20 protein-coding genes are annotated in these 25260 nt (G+C 63.5%); 6 read left to right on the forward strand and 14 right to left on the reverse strand.

The genetic code is table 11. The features are described 5' to 3' along the window. Positions 1–222: 222 nt before the first annotated feature. On the forward strand, positions 223–1896 hold the full coding sequence (gene leuA, locus B2J77_RS16300; RefSeq protein WP_058604461.1) for a 2-isopropylmalate synthase: 1674 nt from the start codon (positions 223–225) through the stop codon (positions 1894–1896). A gap of 298 nt (positions 1897–2194) precedes the next feature. On the opposite strand, the gene B2J77_RS16305 is transcribed toward leuA, so the two are convergent. From B2J77_RS16305 to zwf, 3 genes are read right to left on the reverse strand one after another with little or no spacing between them, the layout of a single operon-like run. Next, a complete protein-coding gene (locus B2J77_RS16305) occupies positions 2195–2875 on the reverse strand; it encodes a bifunctional 4-hydroxy-2-oxoglutarate aldolase/2-dehydro-3-deoxy-phosphogluconate aldolase (RefSeq protein ID WP_058637547.1) in 681 nt (226 codons plus the stop codon). A gap of 17 nt (positions 2876–2892) precedes the next feature. Continuing rightward, a complete protein-coding gene (gene pgl, locus B2J77_RS16310; protein WP_078479028.1) occupies positions 2893–3633 on the reverse strand; it encodes a 6-phosphogluconolactonase in 741 nt (246 codons plus the stop codon). Next, the gene (gene zwf / locus B2J77_RS16315) at positions 3605–5074 is read right to left on the reverse strand and encodes a glucose-6-phosphate dehydrogenase (protein ID WP_058637545.1); all 1470 of its coding nucleotides are present in this window, start codon (positions 5072–5074) and stop codon (positions 3605–3607) included. Before zwf ends, pgl begins: the two co-directional genes overlap by 29 nt. Positions 5075–5285: 211 nt before the next feature. On the opposite strand from zwf, the gene hexR reads away from it, so the two are divergent. Further along, positions 5286–6149, forward strand: coding sequence for a DNA-binding transcriptional regulator HexR (hexR, locus tag B2J77_RS16320; protein ID WP_178091267.1), 864 nt, complete (start codon positions 5286–5288; stop codon positions 6147–6149). Here the strand turns inward: hexR and B2J77_RS16325 are convergent. The 11 genes from B2J77_RS16325 to edd all read right to left on the reverse strand — a co-directional run bounded on the left by B2J77_RS16325 (position 6142) and on the right by edd (position 19430). Continuing rightward, entirely contained in the window at positions 6142–6996 is an 855-nt protein-coding gene (locus B2J77_RS16325) for a D-hexose-6-phosphate mutarotase (RefSeq protein ID WP_058637544.1), read from the reverse strand. The two genes, hexR and B2J77_RS16325, sit on opposite strands and share 8 nt — an antisense overlap. Before the next feature lie 116 nt (positions 6997–7112). Further along, positions 7113–8405, reverse strand: coding sequence for a carbohydrate porin (locus B2J77_RS16330; RefSeq protein WP_228385197.1), 1293 nt, complete (start codon positions 8403–8405; stop codon positions 7113–7115). A gap of 100 nt (positions 8406–8505) precedes the next feature. After that, the gene (locus B2J77_RS16335; protein ID WP_058637543.1) at positions 8506–9660 is read right to left on the reverse strand and encodes an ABC transporter ATP-binding protein; all 1155 of its coding nucleotides are present in this window, start codon (positions 9658–9660) and stop codon (positions 8506–8508) included. A gap of 3 nt (positions 9661–9663) precedes the next feature. Beyond that, positions 9664–10509, reverse strand: a complete 846-nt coding sequence (locus B2J77_RS16340; RefSeq protein ID WP_023533435.1) for a carbohydrate ABC transporter permease — start codon at positions 10507–10509, stop codon at positions 9664–9666. Further along, positions 10502–11410: a carbohydrate ABC transporter permease gene (locus B2J77_RS16345; RefSeq protein ID WP_058604453.1), complete on the reverse strand. Its 909-nt coding sequence runs from the start codon at positions 11408–11410 to the stop codon at positions 10502–10504. Before B2J77_RS16345 ends, B2J77_RS16340 begins: the two co-directional genes overlap by 8 nt. A gap of 219 nt (positions 11411–11629) precedes the next feature. Next, entirely contained in the window at positions 11630–12916 is a 1287-nt protein-coding gene (locus tag B2J77_RS16350) for an ABC transporter substrate-binding protein (protein ID WP_078479030.1), read from the reverse strand. A 103-nt stretch (positions 12917–13019) separates the two neighbouring features. Continuing rightward, the gene (locus tag B2J77_RS16355; RefSeq protein ID WP_078479031.1) at positions 13020–14270 is read right to left on the reverse strand and encodes an AGE family epimerase/isomerase; all 1251 of its coding nucleotides are present in this window, start codon (positions 14268–14270) and stop codon (positions 13020–13022) included. A 141-nt stretch (positions 14271–14411) separates the two neighbouring features. Then, complete coding sequence (locus B2J77_RS16360; protein WP_058637539.1) at positions 14412–15866, reverse strand: ATP-binding protein; 1455 nt, start codon at positions 15864–15866, stop codon at positions 14412–14414. Then, positions 15847–16572: a two-component system response regulator GltR gene (gene gltR / locus B2J77_RS16365; protein ID WP_058604449.1), complete on the reverse strand. Its 726-nt coding sequence runs from the start codon at positions 16570–16572 to the stop codon at positions 15847–15849. The genes B2J77_RS16360 and gltR overlap by 20 nt, the downstream gene beginning before the upstream one ends. Positions 16573–16644: 72 nt before the next feature. Beyond that, on the reverse strand, positions 16645–17607 hold the full coding sequence (locus tag B2J77_RS16370) for a glucokinase (protein WP_058637538.1): 963 nt from the start codon (positions 17605–17607) through the stop codon (positions 16645–16647). Beyond that, positions 17604–19430, reverse strand: a complete 1827-nt coding sequence (gene edd, locus B2J77_RS16375) for a phosphogluconate dehydratase (protein WP_078479032.1) — start codon at positions 19428–19430, stop codon at positions 17604–17606. Before edd ends, B2J77_RS16370 begins: the two co-directional genes overlap by 4 nt. Before the next feature lie 263 nt (positions 19431–19693). Between edd and gap the strand changes: the two genes are divergently transcribed. From gap to B2J77_RS16395, 4 genes are all read left to right on the forward strand, one after another. Beyond that, the gene (gene gap / locus B2J77_RS16380) at positions 19694–20695 is read left to right on the forward strand and encodes a type I glyceraldehyde-3-phosphate dehydrogenase (RefSeq protein ID WP_027913781.1); all 1002 of its coding nucleotides are present in this window, start codon (positions 19694–19696) and stop codon (positions 20693–20695) included. A gap of 203 nt (positions 20696–20898) precedes the next feature. Further along, positions 20899–21414 (forward strand): RNA polymerase sigma factor, encoded by a 516-nt coding sequence (locus tag B2J77_RS16385; protein WP_058637535.1) that lies wholly within the window; start codon positions 20899–20901, stop codon positions 21412–21414. Positions 21415–21493: 79 nt separating this feature from the next. Continuing rightward, entirely contained in the window at positions 21494–22456 is a 963-nt protein-coding gene (locus B2J77_RS16390) for a FecR family protein (RefSeq protein ID WP_078479033.1), read from the forward strand. A 168-nt stretch (positions 22457–22624) separates the two neighbouring features. After that, entirely contained in the window at positions 22625–25213 is a 2589-nt protein-coding gene (locus B2J77_RS16395) for a TonB-dependent receptor (protein ID WP_058637533.1), read from the forward strand. Positions 25214–25260: the final 47 nt, after the last annotated feature.

Below are 25260 nucleotides of genomic sequence, written 5' to 3' on the forward strand. Positions count from 1 at the left end.
TTTTTAAGCATTCCTCTCAATTTTTTTTCAACGCTTGCCAACCCACAGTCCACTGGTTAGGGTTGAGGCCATGAAAACCTTCAGCACCCTCATCTTGCTCCGACAACATCGCAGCCTCTGCCTGGTCAGCGCTCGACTACCAGGCTGAATCGCGTCGCCTCGCCCCCACCTCGTTACTGCTCGGCAGGCCCGATCTCGGCCGCACATAAAAGGATTGCTTCCATGACCATGCTCAAAGACCCGTCGAAGAAATACCGCGCCTTCCCTACCATCGATCTGCCTGACCGTACCTGGCCGTCCAAGACCATCACCGAGGCGCCGATCTGGTGCAGCTCGGACCTGCGTGACGGCAACCAGTCGCTGATCGAGCCGATGGATGCGCAGAAGAAGCTGCGGTTCTGGAAGACCTTGGTGCAAGTGGGCGTGAAGGAAATCGAAGCCTCCTTCCCTTCGGCCTCGCAAACCGACTTCGACTTTGTCCGCACCTTGATCGAAGACGGTCATATTCCAGAGGACACCACCATCCAGGTGCTGACCCAGGCGCGTGAAGACCTGATCGCCCGGACCTTCGAGTCCCTGCGCGGGGCCAAGAAGGCCATCGTTCACCTGTACAACGCCACCTGCCCGGCCTTCCGCCGCATCGTCTTCAACCAGGACAAGCAGGGCGTCAAGGACATCGCGGTCAATGCAGCCAAGCTGTTCGTCAAATACGCCGCACAGCAGCCCGATACGCACTGGACATTCCAGTACTCGCCCGAAACCTTCAGCGCTACCGAGATGGAATTCGCCAAGGAAGTGTGCGATGCGGTCATCGAGGTGTGGAACCCCACGCCCGAGCACAAGATCATCCTCAACCTGCCGGCCACCGTCGAGGTCGCCACGCCCAACGTGTACGCCGACCAGATCGAATGGTTCTGCCGTAACATCAATCGCCGTGACAGCGTGATCATCAGCCTGCACTGCCACAACGACCGGGGAACCGGCATCGCCGCGACCGAGCTGGGCCTGATGGCCGGCGCCGACCGTGCTGAGGGCTGCCTGTTCGGCAATGGTGAGCGTACTGGTAACGTCGACCTGGTGACCCTGGCCTTGAACCTGTACACCCAGGGCATCGACCCGGGCCTGGATTTCTCCGACATCGACGGTGTGCGCAAGGTCGTCGAAGAATGCAATCAGCTGCCGGTGCACCCGCGCCACCCGTACGTAGGTGACTTGGTACACACAGCCTTCTCCGGCTCGCACCAGGATGCCATTCGCAAGGGCCTGGCCAAACAGCAGGAAGGCGAGTTGTGGGAAGTGCCGTACCTGCCGATCGATCCGGCCGACATCGGCCGCAGCTACGAGGCCGTGATTCGCGTCAACAGCCAGTCCGGCAAAGGCGGCATCACCTACCTGCTCGAGCAGGAATACGGCATCAGCCTGCCGCGCCGCATGCAAATCGAATTCAGCCAGGTCGTACAGGGCGAAACCGACCGCCTGGGCCTGGAAATGACTGCCCAGCAGATCTACAGCTTGCTGCACAAGGAATACCTGCAAGCCAACGCACCGTACGCGCTGGTCAGCCATCGCCTGCAGGAAGAAAACGGTCACAGTGCCGTGGAAGTGGAAGTAGCCGGCGAAGGCGAGACCACGCTGCACTGGCGCGGCAAGGGCAATGGCGCCCTGGAAGCCCTGGTGGCCGGCCTGCCGGTTGCCGTCGAAATCATGGACTACAACGAACACGCCATCGGCGCGGGCACCAACGCCAAGGCAGCGGCCTATATTGAACTGCGTGTAGCCGGCGGGCGTCCTGTGCACGGTGTGGGCATCGATGAAAACATCACCACAGCCAGCTTCAAGGCCCTGTTCAGTGCGCTGAACCGTTCGCTGAGCCAGCAAGAGGCCAAGGCGGCCTGAGTACCGTTAGGGAGAAAGCGGCCTCTTTAGCTGATGCTGTTGACTTGAGATTGTTGGGGCCGCCTTGCGGCCCATCGCGGCGCGAGGCCGCTCTCACACTGCTTGAGCCTGTCAGCCAGGCCTCACGCGGTCATTTGTGGGAGCGGCCTCGCGCCGCGATGGGCCGCAAAGCGGCCCCAACGACCTACGGGCGCGCTTACCCTTCGTATACGCGCACACAACCCGCAAACGCCAATCACCAGGCAAAAAAATGGGCGCCGACCAAGCGCCCAAAAAGCCGTAAAGCACACAACGAAATTCAGTGACCGTCCACCAGCGCCATGGCCTCGGCACTGCAGGCCTCGATGCGGGCCCAGTCGCCATTCTTGATCCAGCTGCTGTCGAGCATCCAGGTGCCCCCTACACACATCACATTGGCCAGTGCCATGTAGTTGCGCACGTTGGCCGGGTTGACGCCGCCGGTTGGGCAGAAACGGATGTCGCCGAACGGGCCAGCAAACGCTTTGATCGCCGCCACGCCTCCGCTGATTTCGGCGGGGAACAGCTTGAAACGGCGGTAACCCAGCGCGTAGCCCATCATGATTTCGGATGGGGTGCTGATACCCGGCAGCAAGGGGATCTCGCTCTCCACGCCCGCTTGCAGCACATCCTGGGTAATGCCGGGTGTGACGACGAACTGGGCGCCTGCGGCCTCGACGGCTGCGAACATGGTGCGGTCGAGCACTGTCCCGGCGCCTACGCACAGCTCGGGGCGCTGCTCACGCAGCACTTCAATGGCCTTCAGGCCATGCTGTGAACGCAGGGTCACTTCCAGCGTGCGGATGCCGCCGGCCGCCAGGGCGTCGGCCAGGGGCAGGATGTCCTGTTCGCGGGCGATGGTGATCACCGGCAGGATGCGCGCCGCTTCGCAGATGGCGTCGACCCGGGCGGCCTTGTCGGCCATCGAGAGCTTGGGCTGTGGACGTTCGAGGGTGATCATTACTGTGGATCCTTGGCTCATGGGCACCAGTAGATGTCCAGGGGTGCGTGAAGAAAAGCGCGAATGGGCATTTCGGCGAGGTCGTCATCCGCCAGCGCGGCGCGCAGAGTAGCGAGTTTGCCTGGCCCTTGCACGGACAATGCGGTGAACCCTGCGGTGGCCAGCAGCGCTCGGGTCATGGAAAGGCGCTGATGGGGAACGGTTGGCGCCATTAGCGGTAGGCAACGGCGAGGCGTGTTCGGATCCAGGCCCTCGGCCAGGTTAGGACTGGCTGGGAACAGTGAGGCCGTGTGGCCATCGTCACCCATGCCCAGTACCAGCACGTCGATGGGCGGCAGATCGGCCAGGGCGCGGTCAGCTTCTTCGGCGGCCTCTTTCAGCGAAGGCGCCTGCTGGTACAACCCGATGAAACGCGCCTTGGCGGCCTGCCCTTTGAGCAGATGCTGAGCCAACAGACCGGCATTGCTGTCGGCGTGCTCCACCGGCACCCAGCGCTCATCGGCAAGACTGACCGTCACCTTGTTCCAGTCCAGGTCCTGCTTGGCCAGTTGCTCGAGAAAAGGCACCGGGCTGCGCCCACCGGACAGCACGACGCAGGCCTGGCCTTTATCGTCGATGGCTGCACGCAGGCGCTCACTCACATCCTTGGCCAATGTGCCAGCCAACGTGCTGGCATCGGGCAGTTGATGCACCTCGGTGCTCGCCGGAAACTGCAATTCGGACAATGCTTCAGATGTCGCCATACCAGGCCCTCCCATCGCGGGTGATCAATGCAATCGAGCTCATTGGCCCCCAGCTGCCCGCAGCATAGGGCTTGGGGGCGTCGCCCGTGTTGCGCCAACCGGCAATCAGCTGGTCACACCACTTCCAGGCGTACTCGATTTCGTCCTTGCGCACGAACAGGTTCTGGTTGCCCCGCATCACTTCGAGCAGCAAGCGTTCATAGGCATCCGGAATCCGCGCGCTACGCCAGGCGTCGGAAAAATTCAGTTGCAGCGGGCCACTGCGCAGTTGCATGCCCTTGTCCAGGCCTTGCTCCTTGGTCATCACGCGCAAGGAGATACCTTCGTCCGGCTGCAGGCGAATGATCAGCTTGTTGCCCACTTGCAGACGCTGTTCCGGGGCAAAGATGTAATGCGGCGTTTCCTTGAAGTGAATGACGATCTGCGACAGCTTTTGCGGCATGCGCTTGCCGGTGCGCAAGTAGAAAGGCACACCCGACCAGCGCCAGTTGCGGATGTCGGCGCGCAGGGCGACGAAGGTCTCGGTGTCGCTCTGGCTATTGGCATTGTCTTCTTCAAGGTAACCCGGAACCGGCTTGCCATCGCTGTAGCCGGCAATGTACTGCCCGCGCACCACCCGCGTGCTCAGCCCGTCTCCGGTGATCGGGGCCAGCGCCTTGAGTACCTTGACCTTCTCGTCGCGGATGGCGTCGGCCGACAGCTCGCTCGGCGGGTCCATGGCAATCAGGCACAGCAACTGCAACAGGTGGTTCTGGATCATGTCGCGCAACTGACCGGCCTTGTCGAAGTAGCCCCAGCGACCCTCGATACCCACCTTCTCCGCCACCGTGATTTCCACGTGGGAGATGGAGTTCTGGTTCCATTGGGTTTCGAACAGGCTGTTGGCAAAGCGCAGGGCGATCAGGTTCTGCACCGTCTCCTTGCCCAGGTAGTGGTCGATGCGATAGACGCGGCTTTCGGGAAAGAATCGCGCCACGGCATCGTTGACCCGGCGTGAAGACTCAAGGTCATGACCGATCGGCTTTTCCAGCACTACACGGGTGCGCTCGCTCAGGCCCACCTTGTCGAGGTTTTCGCTGATGGCACCATACACGGCGGCGGCCGTGGCGAAATAGGCGATCAGGGGGTGCCCGTCGGGCACTTGCGCGGCCAGTGCCTGGTAGCCTTCTGGCTGCAGAAAATCCAGATGCTGGTAATCGAGCCTTGCCAGGAAGCGCTCGAGGGCCGCGGCCTCGATGTCAGCCTCGGGCACATGCTTACGCAAATGGGCCTCGATGCTGTTCAGGTGCTCCTGGGCACTGCCGGCCTCCCGCGCCAGCGCCAGCAGGCGCGTCTGTGCGTGCAATAGCCCGGCGCGGTCGAGCTGGTAGAGCGCAGGGAACAGCTTGCGCAAGGCCAGGTCGCCCAGGGCGCCAAACAGGGCAAATGTGCAAGGTTCGACACTGATTGCAGCCATGATGTTGGTTCTTTCCTAAAGTTGATTTAGAAATACCGTTTTCAGTTAGGGTTTTCAAGGACAAATGTAGTAAAAACCATAACATTAGTCGGATGTATGACAGACAAGTGGTGCGCAACCGGCGCCGCCAGTACGATAGACGACCCTGTAAACAGGCCTGCTGCTCCCTCAGCCGACTGCCTTCCCGACCCAAGGACACCCCATGGACCGCGTGAGAAACCTCCTGGAACAAATCCAGGGACGCCTCGACGAGCTGAACAAGGCCGAACGCAAAGTCGCCGAAGTCATCCTGCTCAACCCGCAACAAGCCACACGCTTCAGCATCGCGGCGCTGGCCCAGGCGGCCAAGGTCAGCGAACCGACCGTCAACCGCTTCTGCCGCTCCTTCGGCGTGAGCGGTTACCCAGAGCTGAAACTGCAACTGGCGCAGAGCCTGGCCAGCGGCGCGGCCTACGTGAGCCGCGCGGTGGAGGCCGACGACGATCCGGCGGCCTACACCCAGAAGATCTTCGCCAGCGCCATCGCCTCGCTCGACAGTGCCTGCCAGCAGCTCGACCCCCAGCAGGTCAGCCGCGCGGTCGACATGATGATCCAGGCCCGCCAGATTCATTTCTTTGGCCTGGGCGCCTCTGCACCGGTAGCGCTGGATGCCCAGCACAAGTTCTTCCGCTTCAACCTGGCCGTGTCAGCGCACGCCGACGTACTGATGCAACGCATGCTGGCGTCGGTGGCCCATACCGGCGACCTGTTCGTGATCATTTCCTACACCGGGCGTACACGCGAGCTGGTGGAAGTGGCTCGCCTGGCCAGGGAAAACGGCGCCTCGGTGCTGGGTCTGACAGCGGCCGGGTCGCCGCTGGCCAACGCCTGCAGCCTTAGCCTGCACATTCCTCTGCCCGAAGACACCGATATCTACATGCCGATGACCTCGCGCATCATCCAGCTGACCGTGCTCGATGTGCTGGCGACCGGCATGACCCTGCGCCGGGGTGTGGATTTCCAGCCACACCTGCGCAAGATCAAGGAAAGCCTCAACGCCAGTCGCTACCCCATCGAGGACGACGAACTCAGCTGAGCCGGTGCGCCTGCAGACTCAGATGCGCGCGCTGCCCCGGTGCCAGGCTCAGGCCGTCGTCGCTGCCGCTGGCGGCCTCCACACACACGAAACGCTGGCATTCGCGCCCGGTAACCCCCAGTAGCGGTCGGCTGCCGGGGTGCCACACGACCGTGTCGTCGCTGTCGCCGGTGTCGATACATAGTTGGCGCTGCCAGGCCGGATCATGCAGTTGCACACCGGGAATGCCTGAATAGACCCGCTGACAGCCGCCCTTGGGCTTGAGCGCCCCTTCCTGGCGGCATGCCTGACGGTTGAGGTGGTCGTACCCCTCGATGTCTTCAAGGCCAGACAGCGCTACCTCCGAGACGTCACTGATGCGCCAGTAGGCCAACAAGGCGTGACTCAACTGGCACGGTTCGCTGTCCTGGTGCTCGGTGCTCAGGCTCAACTCCATGCGGCTGCCGAGCCGCGCCTCCAGGTCGACCTGCCAGTCGCACAGTTCCAGGCGCCACTTGAGCACCACGCCCTGCGCGTCTTCATGGCTGTCCATCAGCTTCCAGTCCAGCAGGCGGGCCCAACCATGGGCAGGCCACAGGTCTTCGCTGGGATGGCGCCCGTACCAGGGCCAGCAGACCGGCACGCCGCCGCGAATGGCGCCCACCTGTGGCCATTGTTCGGCGCACCACAGCCAGGGCCGCTCACCTGTGGGTTGGAAATGCAGCAACTGCGCGCCCTGGCGACTGAACGCCGCCTGGCACAGGGGGTGATCGATGATCAGCACATCGCGCTGCTGGTAGCGCTCCCATTCGAACGTCGGCCGGGGCCGCCGTGCGGCGAAGAAGCGATGGAGCGGATGCTCAGGCATGGTGCAGGGCTCTTGTTGTTTGAGATAGCGCTGTCTTGGCCTGTCCACGGCAACCACTGCAGGTCAGTGGTTGCCGGGCGCCAAACGGGATTGGCGTAAATTTACAACAAATGGGCTTAGAAAGACGACTGAATCTTCAAGCCCGCCACCAGGGCATTGTCCACTTCATCCACGCCGCCGGGGCTCTTGATGTACTGAAGGTTCGGCCGCACGGTCAGCCAATTGGTGACGTGGAAACCATAGTACAGCTCGGCGTTGTACTCAGTACGTTGCAGCGGGACGAAGCCTGGGTTGTCGTAGTCGTTGATCCCGCTCATGTCGTTGAGTTGGCGCGCACGCTTGCGCACATCGTCATTGACATGGATGCGGGCGATGCCGAAACCGATGTCATCCTTTGGCCGGGCGTCGAAGGCACCTTTGTAGACCATGCCCACCTGCTGGTAGTTGTCCACTACGTTGGTGGCCTTGTCGTGCACCGTGAAGTTGGCGAACAGGCTCAGCCCGCGGTTGACGTCGCCTGCCTGGGCCGTGACCTGCTGTTGCGCCACCACCCACCAGCCATGCTTGCTGGAGTGGGATTTGAAGCCCGAACCACTGAGCCCCTGGGCGTTGCCGTTGACGTCCTTGTATACATCCTCGGCATCGGCGGTGCTGTAGTAGTAGCCCAGGCGGTATTCGCCCGGCAGGCCATTGAGCTTCGGCGTCCAGACCATTTCCACCGGCAGGATCGCGCCCTTGGTGCCGCTGCCGCTCAGCTTGAAGCCATTGCCGGTTTCCAGGTTGGACGGGTTCTGCTCATAGGCACCGACTTGTACATAGAATTCGGGGGTGACGTTGTACTTGACCCGCGTTGCCCACTGGCTGACGGGCCAGTTGTACCAGATGCCACCCACCCAGTTACCTACTTGCGAGCCGCAGAACGCCAGGTTCTGGAAGTCACAGGGGAAACTGTTGAAGTCCTCGCCTGGCCCGAAGCGGCCGAATTTCACGTCCAGCGCGCCGTCGAAATACTTCTGCTTGAACCACATCTGGGTCAGGCGCCAGGTCTGGCCACGCCCCCACACTTCTTGCACCGAACTGAACTGCCCGGCGCGTGGGTCGCTGATGCGGTCGTTGGACAGGTTGCGACCGCTTCGCTCGGTGATGGCCAGCTTGAATTCGGCATCGTGCCAGCCGAAGATCTTCTGCAGGTCCAGGTGCGCGCCCAGGGCGAACTGGTCGCTGTAGCGGGCGGTCTTGTCGTGGTTGTAGCCACCATGAAGGTTGCCGGCCACTTCGCCGACATAATCGACGGTGAAGTCGTAGCCTTTTTCCAGCAGCTCGGTGCGGGTACCGCCCCAGTCACCGGTCATCCATTTCGACTCGCTGGAGAAAGCTTCGGCAGCCTGTAGGCCACTGCTGGCGGCCATCGCCAGCGGCGCAAGCAACGCCAGTGAGCCCCAGGTGGTAGTACGATTGCGCTGTTCCATTGCGTTGCGTCCTCTTTTTCTTATTGATGGTGTAGACGGTTCAACGGCCACCGAGGGCGGCCATGTTGTCCTTGACGGTGGTGGCGATACGGTTTGCCTGCAGGCGCTCGCCGCTCTGGGCATCGAACAGCAGCACCCGTGCCGGGTCCAATTGCAGGGCCAGGGTGTCGCCCACCTGGCAGGCCACGTCAGGGGCCAGTCGGCAGCACACTTTGGTCTGGTTGAGGGTCACGAACACCAGCATGTCCGGACCAGTGGGCTCGGTGACCTGTACCTGCGCGCGAATGCTTGGCCCGCCGCTGCCGCCTCCCGCGCCCAGGGCAATCTGCTCGGGTCGAATGCCCAGGACGATTTCGCGCCCTTCCAGACCCAGGTCGGCGCCGGGCAGGGGCAGCTCGCAGCGTGCCTGGCCACTGTCGAGCACGGCATGCAGCTGACCGCCCTGGGCCACTAGCCGCGCCGGCACGAAGTTCATGGGCGGCGAGCCAATGAAGCTTGCGACGAACTGGTTGGCCGGGTCGTTGTAGATCTGCTGTGGCGTACCGAACTGCTGGATGATGCCGTCCTTCATGACCGCCACCTTGTCACCCAGGGTCATGGCCTCGATCTGGTCATGGGTGACGTAGACAGTGGTGGTTTTCAGGCGCTGGTGCATCAGTTTCATTTCGGTCCGCATCTCGACCCGCAGTTTGGCGTCGAGGTTGGACAAGGGTTCATCGAACAGGTAGATCTTCGGTCGGCGCGCGAGCGCCCTGCCCATGGCCACGCGCTGCTGCTGACCGCCAGACAGCTGCGCCGGCTTGCGCGCCAGCAGGTGCTCGATCTGCAGCAGCTTGGCCACCCGCGCCACCTCCTCGTCGATGGCGGCCTGGGGCATCTTGCGGATTTTCAGGCCAAATTCGATGTTCTCGCGCACGGTCATGGTCGGGTACAGCGCATAGGACTGGAACACCATGGCGATGTCACGGTCCTTGGGGCTCATGCCGCTGACGTCCTGCTGGTCGATCAGAATAGCGCCGCCGGTGATCTGCTCGAGGCCGGCGATGCAGTTCATCAATGTCGATTTGCCGCAGCCCGAAGGGCCGACCAGGATCAGGAACTCACCGTCCTTGATCGACAGCTGGATGTCCTTGAGGGTATCCGGCAGCCCGGCACCGTAGGTTTTGTTCACGTTGCGAAGTTCGAGCGTTGCCATGACTTACCCCTTTACCGCGCCGGCTGTGAGCCCGCGCACGAAATATTTGCCTGCCACTACGTACACCAGCAGGGTCGGCAGGCCAGCGATCATCGCAGCGGCCATGTCGACGTTGTATTCCTTGGCCCCGGTGCTGGTATTGACCAGGTTGTTCAAGGCCACCGTGATCGGTTGCGAGTCGCCACTGGAGAACACCACGCCAAACAGGAAGTCGTTCCAGATCTGGGTGAACTGCCAGATCAGGCAGACCATGATGATCGGCGTGGACATCGGCAGGATGATGCGCCGGAAGATGGTGAAGAACCCTGCCCCGTCAAGCCGTGCGGCCTTGACCAGGGCATCGGGGATGCTGACGTAGAAGTTGCGAAAGAAAAGTGTGGTGAAGGCCAGGCCGTAGACCACATGCACCAGCACCAGGCCAGTGGTGGTACTGGCCAGCCCCAGCTTGCCCAGGGTGAACGAGGCCGGCAGCAGCACCGTCTGGAAAGGCAGGAAGCAGCCGAACAACAGCAGACCGAAGAACAGCTGCGAGCCACGGAAGCGCCACATCGACAGCACGTAGCCATTGAGCGCGCCAATGGTGGTAGAAATCAGCACCGCAGGCACAGTGATCAGAATCGAGTTCCAGAAGTAGCCGCTGACGGTGCCCCAGGCCTTGACCCAGCCAATGGCGGTGATCGCTGTCGGCCAGCTGAGCAGGTTGCCGGTACTGATGTCCTCGGGGGTCTTGAAGCTGGTCAGCAGCATGACTACCAGTGGCACCAAGTACAGCACCACGGCGATCAGCAGCACGGCATGAATGGCAAGCCGGCTGGGGCTGAGCGCGGGTTTGTCGACAGGGCTATGCATGGCGTTTGCTCCGCAGCTCCGAATACAGGTAAGGCACCAGGATGGCCAGGATCGCCCCCAGCATGAGGATGGCACTGGCCGAGCCCATGCCCATTTGCCCCCGGCTGAAGGTGAAGGCATACATGAACATCGCCGGCAGGTCGGAGGAGTAACCAGGCCCGCCTGCCGTCATCGCGGCGACCAGGTCGAAGCTCTTGATGGCAATGTGCGAAAGGATCATCACCGAGCTGAAGAACACCGGGCGCAAGCTGGGCAGCACCACGCGCCAGTAGATGCGCGGCAGGCTGGCACCGTCGATCTGGGCGGCACGGATGATCGATGGATCGACGCCCCGCAGGCCGGCGAGGAACATCGCCATGATGAACCCCGATGCTTGCCACACCGCCGCGATCACCAGGCAGTACACCACCCGGTCCGGGTCCAGCAGCCAGTCCAGGCGAAAGCCCTCCCAGCCCCAGTCACGCAGCAGTTTGTCCAGCCCCATGCCTGGGTTGAGCAGCCACTTCCAGGCCGTGCCGGTCACGATCATCGACAGGGCCATGGGATACAGGTAGATGGTGCGGATGAACCCCTCGCGACGAATGCGCTGGTCCAGCAGCACCGCCAGCAACACGCCGATCGCCAGGCTGATGGTGATGAACAGCCCGCCGAACACCAGCAGGTTCTTGCTCGCCACCCACCAGCGGTCGTTGTCGAACAAACGCATGTACTGCGCCAGCCCCGCCCATTTGTAGGTGGGCAGGAACGTGGACGTGGTGAAGGACAGCACAAAGGTCCAGAGGATGTAGCCGTAGAAGCCCACCAACACGATGAACATGCTCGGCGCCAGCACCAGCTTGGGCAGCCAACGCTGTAGCGCATCCATGGGAGAGGCCCGCAGACGGGCGGTGGTAGTGGTCATGGTTCACCTCGAAGGCGCTGCTGCGCATGGCGCGGCAGCGACTGTCTTGCTCAGGTTTGAAGGTCGCCTCGGGCGCTGCGTGGTGCCGTGTCGGTGGCAGCGGGAGAGTGACGCAGCCAACGTTTGGAGGGCCCCGCAGCCTGCTTTTCACGTCGGGCCCGATGGCGCAGCACCCCGTCAGGCACGCCCGGCACCGAGCCGCACTAGCCCGCCCGTGGGCTACTTGGCTGCTCGGATGGCGGCTGCCAGCTTCTTCGCAGCGTCAGCCGGATCGGCCTTGGGGTCGTTGATGTAGTTGGTCACCACATCGAAGAAAGCGCCCTGCACGGCCAGCGTCGTGGCCATGTTGTGCGCCATGCTCGGTTGCAGGCCGCCGGTCTTGGCGTCGGCGAGGAAGTCCTTGGCCGAGGTCTGGGCACACGCATCGAACCCATACTTGCCCATGTCGGCGAGCATGTCGTTGCGCACCGGGATCGAGCCCTTATTGGTGCTGAACACCTTCTGGAACTCCTCACCCAGCACCTTGCGGGCGATATCCTGCTGGCCGGCAGCAGTGCCCTCATTGCTCTGCTTGAACACCACCAGCGAATCGATGTTGTACAGGAAGGCCTTCTCGGTGCCGGGGAACGGCACGCACTGGTAGTCCTTGCCGGCGGTTTTCTTGGCCAAGGTCCATTCGCTCTTGGCCCAGTCGCCCATGATCTGCATGCCGGCCTTGCCGTTGATGACCTTGGCAGCTTCCAGGTTCCAGTCCTGGCCTTTGCCATCAGGGTCCATGTACGTGGCGACTCGCTTGAGTTCGGTCAGGGCCCTGATCATGTTGGGGCCGGTCAGGGCGTCGTTGTCCAGGTCGACCAGGGCTTTCTTGTAACCGTCGACACCCATCACCGACAGCACGACGCTTTCAAAGACCGTGCTGTCCTGCCACGGCTGGCCACCGTGGGCGAGCGGGATGATGCCTGCGGCCTTGAGCTTGTCGGCAGCGGCATAGAACTCATCGAGGGTGGCGGGCGCCTTGTCGATCCCGGCCTTCTTGAAGGCTTCCGGGTTGATCCACAGCCAGTTGGTACGGTGGATGTTGACGGGAACGGCTACATAGTCGCCGTCGTACTTCACGGTGTCGGCGACTTTCTTATCCAGCAGTGCATCCCACTTTTCCTGCTTGGCCACCTCCTTGAGCACGTCGCTGTCGAGCAGGCCGGTCGCGGCCCAGTCCTGGATATCGGGGCCTTTGATCTGTGCGACGCCTGGCGGATTGCCAGCCACCGCTCGGCTTTTGAGCACGGTCATGGCGGTAGCGCCGCCACCGCCGGCCACGGCCCCGTCCTTCCAGGTGAAACCGTCTTTCTCGACCTGGGCCTTGAGCACATCGACGGCCGCTTTTTCACCACCGGACGTCCACCAGTGCACCACTTCGACGGTGCCCTTGGCATCGGCAGCGTGCGCAGTCAGGGGGAACAGGGAAGCCAGGGAGATCGCGGCAGCGAGACGAAGGTAGGAAGTCATTTCTACACCTTATTGTTGTTATGCCGTGCAAGTCGTGCGCTTGCGTTGCATGGAGTCTAAACAGCGTGCGCGCACCGCCAGGTAACGAAGCGATGCGCGAATGTCATCGTTTGGTTACATTCAAGGCCACACCGGTCGCCAGGCTGCGTGCCAAGGGCAGGCCGGGTAGCACCAGGGCCTGGTAGGCATGGTACAGGTCGGGCTTGCCGGGCCAGATCGTGCCGGCTGGACGGTTGTCGACATCGAGTTCGTGGTGCCAGCTGCCGCCTGCAAGGTCGATGAAATGCTCGGATATGAAGTCCCAGCAGCGCCGGTACCACTGCTCGAAGCGCGCCTGCCCCGTGCGCTGCAACAGGGCCGCTGCGCATGCGCAGGCTTCAGCGTGAACCCAGTGCAGCCGCGCGCGAACCCGCGGCCGGTCATCCCAGCCAAGGGTGTAGACGAGGCCAGGCTGGCCATCAACGCCCCACGCCTGTTCGCAGGCGGTGTCGAACAGGGTGCGGGCACTGTCGACCAGCCAGGGCGGGGGCGCGTGCCCGCAGCGGGCCAGGCTGGCCTCCAGGTGAAGCAAAAGCCTCGCCCACTCGAAGGCATGCCCTGGCGTCGTGCCATAGGGGCGAAAGTGGTCGGCCGGGTGTGCTTGGTTGTAATCCTTGAGCGGCTGCCAGGCGACGTCGAAGTGTTCCACCACTCGATAGCCGTTGGCAGCGGCGTGGGTATGGATGATGCGCTCGGCAATGCGCAGGGCGCGTTGCAGCCACACAGGGTTGCCGGTTACATCGGCCAGGGCCAGGAACGCCTCGGTCGCGTGCATGTTGCTGTTGGCGCCGCGGTAGGGCTCAGGCGTCTGCCAGACGCGATCATAGGCTTCGCGAAGCGCACCTTCCTCTTCGCTCCAGAAATGCCGCTCGATGACGCCGATGGCGTCGGTCAGCAATGCCTCGGCGCCCTCGACGCCCGCCACGACGGCGGAGCTGGCCGCCAAGGCGACGAAAGCATGCAGATACGCTGCCTTGCCGCTTCCCTCGCAGCCGCCCGCCTGGGCAAACCAGCCGCCGTAGCGCGCATCCCTCAGGGGGCCACGCAGGGCAGTCACACCGTGGGCAGCCAGCCCCAGACAACCCGGTATGCCCTGAAGGTGAGCCAGGGCGAAACAGTGGGTCATCCGGGCAGTGGTCAGGGTCTGGGCGCTTGCATCATCGGCAAGCCTGCCTGCCGCATCCAGGTCACCAAACCCTTCTGCCAGCTTTGCAGCCCTGGCGAAGGCCAGTAACCGCTGCCCCTCGGCCAGGCGCCATGCAGTGTGCCCAGGCGCTTGGAGCCAGGACACCTGTGAAGAAAGATCATTGTTCATCGCCAGCGAGGTCCTTGCCAGTCGTGTGGCGATTCTAGCCAGCCAGGCCACGGGGGATGTCACGAACGCGGGTATGATTGTCACGTGCCTGTGACGTTCGACCATCTGCGCGCAGCTGCACGTTCAACGCGTGCAGGTGCGTCAATCCACGCCCCGTGGCAGGTACAAGGTCACCCGCAAGCCGCCTTCGCGCAGGTTGAGCAGGCTGACCTCGCCGCCGTGGCTGTGGGCGATATTGCGGGCAATGCCCAACCCCAGCCCGTAGCCTTGCTGATGACCAGCCAGCCGCACATGGGGCTCGAACACCTGCTCCATCTGCTGTTGCGGCACCCCCGGCCCTTGATCATCGACCTGCAGCACGAAGCCTGCCGCACCGTCGATGATGCGCAGCCGCGCCCGCTCGCCGTACTTGATGGCGTTGTCGATCAGGTTGCCGATGCAGCGCCGCAATGCCAGCGGCTTGCCGGGATACGGCGCCAGGGCATGCCCTTCGAGGGTGATTCGACCGTCTCGCAGGTACGGCTCAGCCAGCAGTTCGAGGACCTGATTGAGGTCCACCGGCTCGATGTTCTCGTGAATGTCGGTGTCCTTCACGCATTGCAGCGCGCCCTTTACCAGCAGCTCCAGTTCGTCCAGGTCCTGGCTGAACTTGGCTTGCAGGTGTTCGTCTTCAAGCAGCTCGACACGCAGGCGAAGCCGGGTGATGGGCGTGCGCAGATCATGGGAGATGGCGCTGAACAGTTGGCTACGCTCGGTGAGGTAACGGCTGATGCGTTCGCGCATGCTGTTGAAGGCCCGGCCCACCTCCACCACCTCGCTGCCGCCGCCTTCGGCCACTGGCGCTACATCGGCGCCCAGTGACAGCTCGCGCGCTGCACGGGCCAGGCGCTTGAGCGGCCAGCTTTGCCAATGCACCAGCAGCCCGATGAACAGCAACAACAACGCCGTGGTCAGGACGATGAAGCCGATCTGCTGACGCGGCAGACGCTCGGCTTCCAGGCTGGTGTAGGGCTCGGGCAACAACGAGGCGATGTACAGCCATTCGCCTTCGGCCAGACGAATCTGGGTGACCAGCACCGGCGGGTTGAGCGGTTCGAGGGTGAGTGAGTAATGCGCCCATGACCTTGGCAACTCGTCGAGCTTGAGCCCACTGTTGAAGATGCGCAGTTCATCGGGGTCGACGAATTCGACGGAGATGTCCATCTGCGGCCCGAGACGCTCATGCAGCACCTGCTGGAACACCTCCACCACGGCCTGCTTGCGCGGCGTGACAGGCAGTACCTGCATATCCAACGGCTTGGCGTTCAGCGAAACAAAAAACCGCGTGCCCCCCATGCTGCGCAACTGGTCGAGCACCATCGGCCGGTAAGCCACGGGCAGTGAACGAAAGTAACTGACGCTGGCGCTCATGGAGTGGGCCAGGCTGCTGGCACTGGCACGCAGCCCTTGCAACTGGCTGGCGCGCAGCTGGGCCACCCAGATGATGCTCGACAATCCTTGCGCCAGCAGAACCACCAGCAAGGTCAGCAGCAGCATGCGCCCCAGCAGCGAGCGTGGCAGCAGGCGCCAGCGCCGCTCAGGGTGCAGTGCAGACATGGGTCGCCAGCAGGTAGCCGCTGCCGCGCACGGTGCGGATCAGCCGGGGTGGCTTTTCGGTGTCGCGCAAGCGCTGGCGCAGACGGCTGACGGCCATGTCCACGATGCGGTCCAGTGGCATCGGCTCTCGCCCTCGGGTGGCGTTGCCGATGGTATCGCGGTCGAGAATCTGCTGGGGGTGGTCCAAGAATAGCTTGAGCAGCGCAAAGTCCGCACCCGAAAGAATCACCTCCTCTCCATCGCGGTGGAACAGGCGATGGCTGACCGTGTCGAGCCGCCAGTCGTCGAATGCCAGCACCGCCCCGCCCGGCGCTGCCTGCCCGAACTCGGCGCGGCGTAGCAAGGCTTTGATGCGGGCCTGCAACTCGCGCGGGCTGAACGGCTTGCCCAGGTAGTCATCGGCGCCAAGCTCAAGCCCGATGACCCGATCGGTCTCGTCCGAGCTTGCCGTCAACATGATGATGGGTACCCTCGCCTGGCGCGGGTGCTGGCGTACCCAGCGGCACAGGCTGAAACCGTCCTCGTCCGGCAGCATGACGTCCAGGATCACCAGGTCACACGCTGTGGTGTCAAGGGCATGACGAAACCCGGCGCCATCGGCCTGGGCATTGACCTGAAAGCCCGAACGGCTGAGGTAGGTTTGCAACAATTCGCGAATTTCCTGATCGTCGTCAACCATCAGGATGGATTTGCCGGCAGTGCTCAAGGGTATGTCCTTTTGTGCTGGCGGGTCTTGTTGCCCGCTGATCTGTGTCGCCTTGCAGGGGTACCCGTGCGGTTAGCCTTGATCCAAGGCTTGCTGCAAGGCCACACCAGCGCCCAGCAGCCCGGAAAACTCGGCCGTCACCAGCCACACGGGCACGCCTTCGAAGTAACCGCTCATGCAGCCTTTGTCGCCGAAGCTGGCGGTGAAACCGCTGCGCAGGAACAGCTCGGCAAAACGCGGGATCACGCCGCCGACGATATATACCCCACCGCGCGCGCCCAGGGTAAGCACGTTGTTGCCCGCCACCCGCCCCAGGAACCGGCAGAACTGCTCGATAACCGCTCGCGCCCGCGGCTCGCCGCCCAGGGCTGCATCGGTGATCTGCGCCGGTGAGGTGTGCCGCGGGGTCTCGCCATCCAGGGCGCAGATGGCCTGATACAGGCGCACGAGCCCGCCGCCGCTGAGCACCGTCTCGGCACTGACATGGCCGATCTGGCCATGGATGTACTGATGGATCGCCGCCTCCCGGGCATTGCCCACGGGCAGATCGACGTGCCCGCCCTCGCCTGGCAAGGCATGCCAGTGCTTGCCCCCCAGGCGCAACAGCGAGCCGACACCCAGGCCTGTACCCGGGCCGATGACCAGCGCCGGGCGCAGCGGATCGGCCTGCCCTGGGCATACTTCCCGAAACTCACCTTCGCGCAGGCGGGTCATGCCAAGGGCCATTGCGGTGAAGTCATTGATCAGCAACAGGTGCCCGATCTGTAACCGCTGGCAAAAGGCGGTCCGGCTCAGGCGCCAGTGGTTGTTGGTGAAGCGAAACTCATCGCCATCGACCGGGCCGGCTACGGCCAGGCAAGCGGCGGCTATACCACCACGGGGGATGGCCAGGGCTTCTAGATACGCCTCGATGGCCTGTTCGGGGCTTGTGTAGTCCTCGGTGGCGAAAACCTTCACCTCGTGCAGCTGGTTGTCACGCCATAACGCAAAACGGGCATTGGTGCCGCCGATGTCGCCAACCAGCAGGTCATTCATTTCAGGTTCTCCAGGGCAGAGGTAAAGGCGCTGGCGCCCTGCTCTGCCGGGCTGAACGCCATGCGCATGAAACCGAACAGCTCGCGCCCGCAACCCAGGTCATTGCCCTGGGGCGCGGTCGCCAGGTCACGCTGGGCCAGCTCGTCGGCCGGTACCATCACCCGCAACGTACCTTCAGCGCCATCGACCCGCACGATATCACCATCGCGCAGCCGTGCCAGCGGGCCGCCATCATAGGCTTCGGGGCACACATGAATGGCGGCGGGTATCTTGCCCGATGCACCGGACATGCGCCCATCGGTCACCAGGGCTACCTTGTAACCGCGATCCTGCAACACGCCAAGGAATGGGGTGAGTTTGTGCAGTTCAGGCATGCCGTTGCAGCGCGGGCCCTGGAAGCGCACCACCGCGACGAAGTCCCGCTCCAGCTCGCCTGCCTTGAAGGCATCGGCCAATGACTGCTGATCGTGGAAGATGCGCGCCGGCGCCTCGACCACACGGTGCTCCGGTGCCACGGCGGAGACTTTCATCACGCCACGCCCCAGGTTGCCTTCCATCACCCGCAATCCACCTTCGGCGGAGAATGGCCGCGCCACGGGCCGCAGGATGCTTTCGTCCAGGCTCTGCTGCGGCCCTTCGCGCCAGACCAGCTTGCCGTCCTCCAGGAACGGCTCCTGGGTATAACGACGCAGGCCGCGGCCGGCGACGGTGTTGACGTCCTCGTGCAGCAAGCCGGCATCGAGCAGCTCGCGGATCAGGAAGGCCATGCCGCCGGCGGCCTGGAAGTGGTTGATGTCGGCCTTGCCGTTGGGGTAGACGTGGGACAGGGTCGGCACCACGTCGGACAGATCGGCCATGTCCTGCCAGGTCAGTTGGATACCGGCGGCCTGGGCGATGGCCGGAATGTGCAGGGTATGGTTGGTGGAGCCGCCTGTGGCATGCAGGGCCACGATCGAGTTAACCAGCGCCTTCTCGTCGACGATCTCGCCCAGGGGCATGAAGGTGCCGCTGGCCTTCGTCATGCGCGTGACCTGTTGTGCAGCCTCGGCGGTCAGTGCGTCGCGCAGCGGCGTGTAGGGGTTGACGAAGGAGGCACCCGGCAGGTGCAGCCCCATCACTTCCATCACCAGCTGGTTGGTGTTGGCCGTGCCGTAGAAGGTGCAGGTGCCAGGGCCGTGGTAGGACTGCATTTCCGATTCCAGCAGTTCCTCCCGGCTGGCCTTGCCTTCGGCATAACGCTGGCGCACATCGGCTTTCTGCTTGTTGGAAATACCCGAGACCATCGGCCCGCCCGGTACGAACACCGTGGGCAAGTGGCCAAAGCGCAAGGCCCCCATCATCAGGCCTGGCACGATCTTGTCGCAAATGCCCAGCATCAGGGCCGCATCGAACATGTTGTGGGACAACGCCACGGCAGTGGACATGGCGATCACTTCACGGCTGGCGATGGCCAGTTCCATGCCCGGCTCGCCCTGGGTGACGCCATCGCACATGGCCGGCACACCGCCAGCGAACTGGCCCACCGAGCCGACTTCGCGCAAGGCACGCTTGATCTGTTCGGGAAAATGCAGGTAGGGCTGATGGGCCGACAGCATGTCGTTGTAGGCCGAGACGATGGCCACGTTGGCCGCGTTCATCAGGCGCAGGGTCTGTTTGTCCTCGCTGCCGCAACCGGCCACGCCATGGGCGAAGTTGGCGCATTGCAGGCTGGCACGCATCGGGCCCTCGCTGGCGGCCCCGCGGATCAGCTGCAGGTAGCGTTCGCGGGTGGCGCGACTACGCTCGACCAGCCGTTGGGTGACCTCAAGGATGCGCGGGTGCATGTACTGGACTCCAGGCTAATTGTAAGGGCGGTTTACCAAGTGACCGCGCCCTGCCGATTGCCGCCTAGGCTCAAAGGGACAGGCGCGCACTGCTTCGGAAGGCTCACGATCGAACCGCTCGTTGTAGGTTTAAACAAAATACTGCCACTAAAAAGGCTTGTTTTCTATCTGCAACTGAATAATCTTGTAATTCCAACAACAAAACCGTTTCAGTGAAGCACCTTTGTGCCACAGGTTTGACTCGGACTGCCAGAGGTATCGCCATGACCCTTCGCATCGCCATCAACGGATTCGGCCGCATCGGGCGCAATGTCCTGCGCGCACTCTATACCCAGGGCTACCGCCAGGACATGCAGGTCGTCGCCATCAACGACCTGGGCGACAGCACCATGAACGCCCACCTGCTCAAGTACGACAGCGTGCACGGTACCTTCGAGGCCAGCGTCGAAGCCGACCACGAAAGCCTCACCGTCAACGGCGACCGCATCGCGGTCAGCGCCATTCGCAACCCGGCCGAACTGCCCTGGAAAGCCCTGGCGATCGATGTGGTCTTCGAATGCACGGGGCTGTTCACCGAGCGCGACAAGGCTGCTGCGCACATCGCCGCCGGGGCTGGCAAGGTGATCGTCTCCGCGCCAGCCAAGGGCGCTGATGCTACCGTGGTGTATGGCGTCAACCACGACGTGCTGCGCGCCTCGCACCAGGTCATCTCCAACGCTTCCTGCACCACCAACTGCCTGGCGCCCATCGCCCAGGTGCTGCACCGCGAGTTCGGTATCGAGCAAGGCCTGATGACCACCATCCACGCCTACACCAACGATCAGGTGCTGACCGACGTGTACCACAGCGACCCTTATCGCGCCCGTTCGGCCACCCAATCGATGATCCCGAGCAAGACCGGCGCCGCCGAAGCCGTGGGCCTGGTATTGCCGGAACTGGCTGGCAAGCTCACTGGCATGGCCGTGCGGGTACCGGTGATCAACGTGTCGCTGGTGGACCTCACCGTCAACCTCAAGCGCGAAGCCACGGCCGAACAGGTCAACCAGCTGTTCCTGGAGGCCAGCAAGCATTCGCGGGTACTGGGCTACAACGCCCTGCCCCTGGTCTCGTGCGACTTCAACCACAACCCGCTGTCGTCTATCTTCGATGCCAATCACACGCGGGCCAACGGGCGCATGCTCAAGGTGCTGGCCTGGTACGACAACGAGTGGGGCTTCTCCAACCGCATGCTGGACAACTGCCTGGCGCTTTGTCGCGCTCAGTAACGGCTGTGCCAGCACGCGCTGGCCACTGAAATGGGCCACACGGCTGGCACTCAATGCTGGGGTATATAGCCCGTATCGTCGTAGCCGCTTCGCGGCTTCGGCGAGGCCCGCGGCGCCGTTACGATTTGCCTACATAATGCAGCTTGACCTCAAGCAGGGATGATAAGCATTATCATTGGCCGCTTGTCAGGTCAGGTCGCTCCGTGAGTCAGTCCCGGTTCAACTCCGTATTCCTCAGCCAGAGGCCCATCTTGCTGCGCACGCTCCAGCGCATGGTCGGCAACCGCTGTACCGCCGAAGACCTGCTCCAGGAAACCTACCTGCGCGTCTCACGCGCACTGGGCGAGCGCTCGGTCCAGCACATCGAACCCTTCGTCTTTCAGACCGCGCGCAATCTTGCGCTCGACCATTTGCGTGCCCGCCGCGTGCAGGCCCGAACCCTGGTCGAAGACGTCTCTGACGAGGTGGTTAACAATGTCGCCGTGCCCGCCAGCAGCAACGAAGAGGCTGCGCATGCCGAGCACCTGCTCCGTCACCTGAGCGAAAGCCTGAAGCAACTGACCCAGCGCCAGCAAAGGATCTTCACGCTAAGCCGGCTGCACGGCGCCACCTATCTTGAAATCGCCCAGCAGCTGGGGGTTTCTGCGAGCACGGTGCAAAAGGAACTGAAGTTGATCATGGGTATCTGCCTGGGTGTTGCCCAGCGCCTGGACGATTGACGGGCCGCCGCGATGAGGCCTGCTTGCCACATCACGCCAGCGCCCTGATCATCTGCGCACGCCCGCTCAAGGATTCACCGTGACCGACAGCCCCGAACATCCTCCATCACCTGCCACGCCCGATGCGCGTCGTCGCGCCACGGACGAGGCCTTGGCATGGCTGGTGCGTCTTGAAACCGCCGAGCCTGCCGACCACCTTGCCTTCGAAACCTGGCTGCACGCCAATCCTGAGAATGCTGAAGCGTTCGTGCAGGCCGAGGCCTTGTGGAACGGTGCAGCGCTCAAGCAGGCCGCTGCACAGCTGCAGGGTCAACCACTACGCCCTCGCGCCGGTCGTCTGCGTCGCCATTGGAAACCGCTGGCCACCGCCGCCGCGCTGCTGGTAGGCCTGTTCATGTTCGGCAACGTGCCAGTGCGCCTACAAGCTGATCACCTGACGGTCGTGGGTGAACGTCACCGGGTGGAACTGCAGGACGATGCCCGGGTGCTGCTCAATACCCAATCAGCGTTAGCCAGCGAGCGCAGCGACGGGCAACAGGTCGCCCGCCTGCTGCAAGGCGAGGCATACTTCCAGGTCGCCAAGGGCGCGCCGGCCCCGCTTGAGGTGCAGGCCGGCCCACTGCGCGCCCAGGCACGCGACACTGATTTTGCCGTCCGCCTGCTCGATGGCCAAGCTTGGGTCAAGGTGCAGCGCGGCGACGTCGACGTACAAGGAGGTCGCGATCAGCGTATCCGTTTGCAGGCCGGCGAGAGTATTCGCGTCGGGCCCGACGGGTTCGGTGCACGCAGGCAACTGGACATGCGCAAGGACCTGGCCTGGGTCGATGGGCGCCTGGTCTTCGAAAACTGCCCCTTGAGCCAGGTGCTGGCCGAGCTGCGCCGCTATTACCCCGGCTGGATCATCAATCGCAATGAGCGGCTGGAGAAGATCGCCGTCACCGGCAACTACCGCCTCGACCAGCCGCTTGAGGCGCTACGTGCGTTGGCCCACATCACCTCGGCACAACTGCATGAGTATCCGGCGCTGGTCATCCTGAACTAAGGCGCCTGCCCACGCGCGGCAGCGCGCCACACGCCCAGCTGGGCGCAGGCGATTTATTTTTACGCGATAGCACCCCCCTGTCCGTCTCGTCATAGCCAATGCAATTGATTCTTGTTCAATCAAGAACGCACACCCTATGAACAGTTCGCGCGTCAGGGAGCGCTTTCGATGCCCACCAGTCCTATCCGTTCGACCCTACGTCCCCGCCTGAAGGGGCAACTGTCCCTGTTATCACTCGCCTTGCTCACCACAGGCGCCTACTCCCTCCCCACGCTGGCGGCCGAGCCAGCGTCGGTGAGCACCTCGCGCGTGGGCGCTTACCACTTCGGCATCGCCCAACAGCCGCTGGTATCGGCCATCAATGCGTTCAGCCAGGTCACGGGCTGGCAGGTGGGCTTCGACGCCCGCCTGGCCGAAGGGGTCGCCTCCCCCGGCATACAAGGTGCACTGCCCCCGGAGCAGGCACTCAAACACCTGCTACAGGGTACTGGCCTGGTCCCGCGCACCATCAGCCGCGGCAACGTGGTGCTCGAGCGCCAGTCAGGTCGCGGGGCCATAGCCCTGCAACAGGTGACCGTCAGCGCTACCCGCAGCGCCCAGGACGTGAGCCAGGTCCCCAGTACGGTCAGCGTGCAGACCCGAGAACAACTCGACCGGCAGAACGTCAACACCCTCCAGGACCTGGTGCGCTACGAGCCGGGCGTCTCGGTGGCGGGGACCGGGCAGCGTAGCGGCCTGAACGGCTACAACATTCGCGGCATCGACGGCGAACGGATACTCACCCAAATCGACGGTGTGGCCATCCCGGACAGCTTCTTCTACGGGCCCTACGCCCAGACCCAGCGCAATTACGTCGACCCGGAAATCATCAAGCGTGTGGAAATCCTGCGCGGCCCAGCCTCGGTGCTCTACGGCAGCAATGCCATCGGCGGTGCGGTGAGCTATTTCACCCTTGATCCTGAAGACATCATCAAGCCCGGCCGAGACGCTGGCGCACGACTGAAAACCGGCTACAGCTCAGCCGATGACAGTTGGCTGACGTCCGCCACCGTAGCTGGTCGTGAGGGCAGCCTGGACGGCCTGCTGCACCTGAGCCAGCGCAACGGTCACGAAACCCAGAGCCATGCCGATCACGGCGGCGTGGGCCTTGCACGCACCCGCGCCAACCCGGTGGATGCGCGCACCACCAACGTGCTGGCCAAGCTGGGCTGGGACTACGCCGACGACGCCCGGCTGGGCGTGACCTACGAACGCTTCAAGGACGACCGCGACCAGAACCTGCTCAGCGCAGTAGGCGGGCCGTTCATCCCGGGTTTTGGTGCCAGGAATTCGTACCGCATGCGCCAGGGCAACGACACCATCACCCGCGAGCGCTTCGGCCTGAACCACCGTTTCGGCCTGGACAGCCTTTTCGCGGACGAGGTCAAGTGGAGCCTGAACTACCAGATCGCCAAGACCGATCAGCGCACCGACGAGCTGTACGTCGCGTCGGGGCGTCAGGTACTGCGCGACCGCCAGACCACCTACAAGGATCGCCAGTGGATCTTCGATGCCCAGCTGGAGAAGGCCTTCAGCCTTGGCCAGACCGATCACTCGCTGACCTATGGCACCACCCTCAAGCACCAGAACGTCACCGGGGCGCGCAGCGGTACTGGCACGTGCGTGAACATCGGCGGCACTTGCCGGGGTATCGGCCAGGACAGCCCGCGCGACGGCCAGGCGCTGGTCAGCGACTTCCCGGACCCGACCGTCAATACCTACAGTTTGTTCGTTCAGGACGAGGTTCGCTGGGGCAACTGGACGTTCCTGCCAGGTGCGCGCTACGACTACACACGCATGGCGCCTCACTTTACCGACGCCTTCCTGCGCGGGCTTGACGCCAGCGGTACGGCCCCGGCTTTCCAGGATGATTCGGACAAAAAGTGGCACCGCGTGTCGCCCAAGCTGGGGGTGACCTATGCCTTCAACGACCACTACACCGGATACGCGCAATACGCCCAGGGCTTCCGCACGCCCACGGCCAAGTCCATGTACGGCAAGTTCGTGAACCTGGAGCAAGGCTACCGCGTGGAGGGCAACCCTGGCCTGCAGCCTGAGCGCAGCAAGGGCCTGGAAACCGGCCTGCGCGGCCGCTTCGACGCGGGCAGCTTCGATGTGGCGGTCTACTACAACAAGTACCGCGACTTCATTGACGAAGACGCCGTGCAAGGCGCCAACCTCGAGCAGACATTCCAGGCCAACAACATCAAGCGCGCGACCATCAAAGGTGCCGAGGTAAGAGGCCAGCTGGAACTCGACCGGTTTGGCGCGCCAGCGGGGCTGTATGCACAAGGCTCCCTGGCGTACACCTACGGGCGCAACGACGACAGCGGCCAGCCGCTCAACACCGTCAACCCGCTCAAGGGCGTCGTGGGCCTGGGCTACACACAGGGCGACATGGGTGGGCTGCTGAGCTGGACGCTGGTCAAGCGCAAGACGCGGGTCGACGACAGCACCTTCTATTCGCCCGATGGCTCGGCGTCGAAGTTCCGCACGCCCGGCTATGGCGTACTGGACCTGACCGGCTTCTACAACGTCACCGATGACATCACGGTGAACGCTGGCCTGTACAACCTCACCGACAAGAAATACTGGCAGTGGGACTCGGTGCGCAGCTACGACGGCCAGGGGGAGGCCGCGGTGACCCAGCCGGCCAACATCGACCGCCTGAGCATGCCGGGCCGTAACTTCGCCATCAACGTGGTGTGGGATATCTGAGGCGCTGGCGCAGCTGGGGCCGGCCGGGCCGCTGTGCACCCGGCTTG

It is taken from the genome of Pseudomonas parafulva, from assembly GCF_002021815.1.
GTDB classification, from domain to species: Bacteria; Pseudomonadota; Gammaproteobacteria; order Pseudomonadales; family Pseudomonadaceae; genus Aquipseudomonas; species Aquipseudomonas parafulva_B.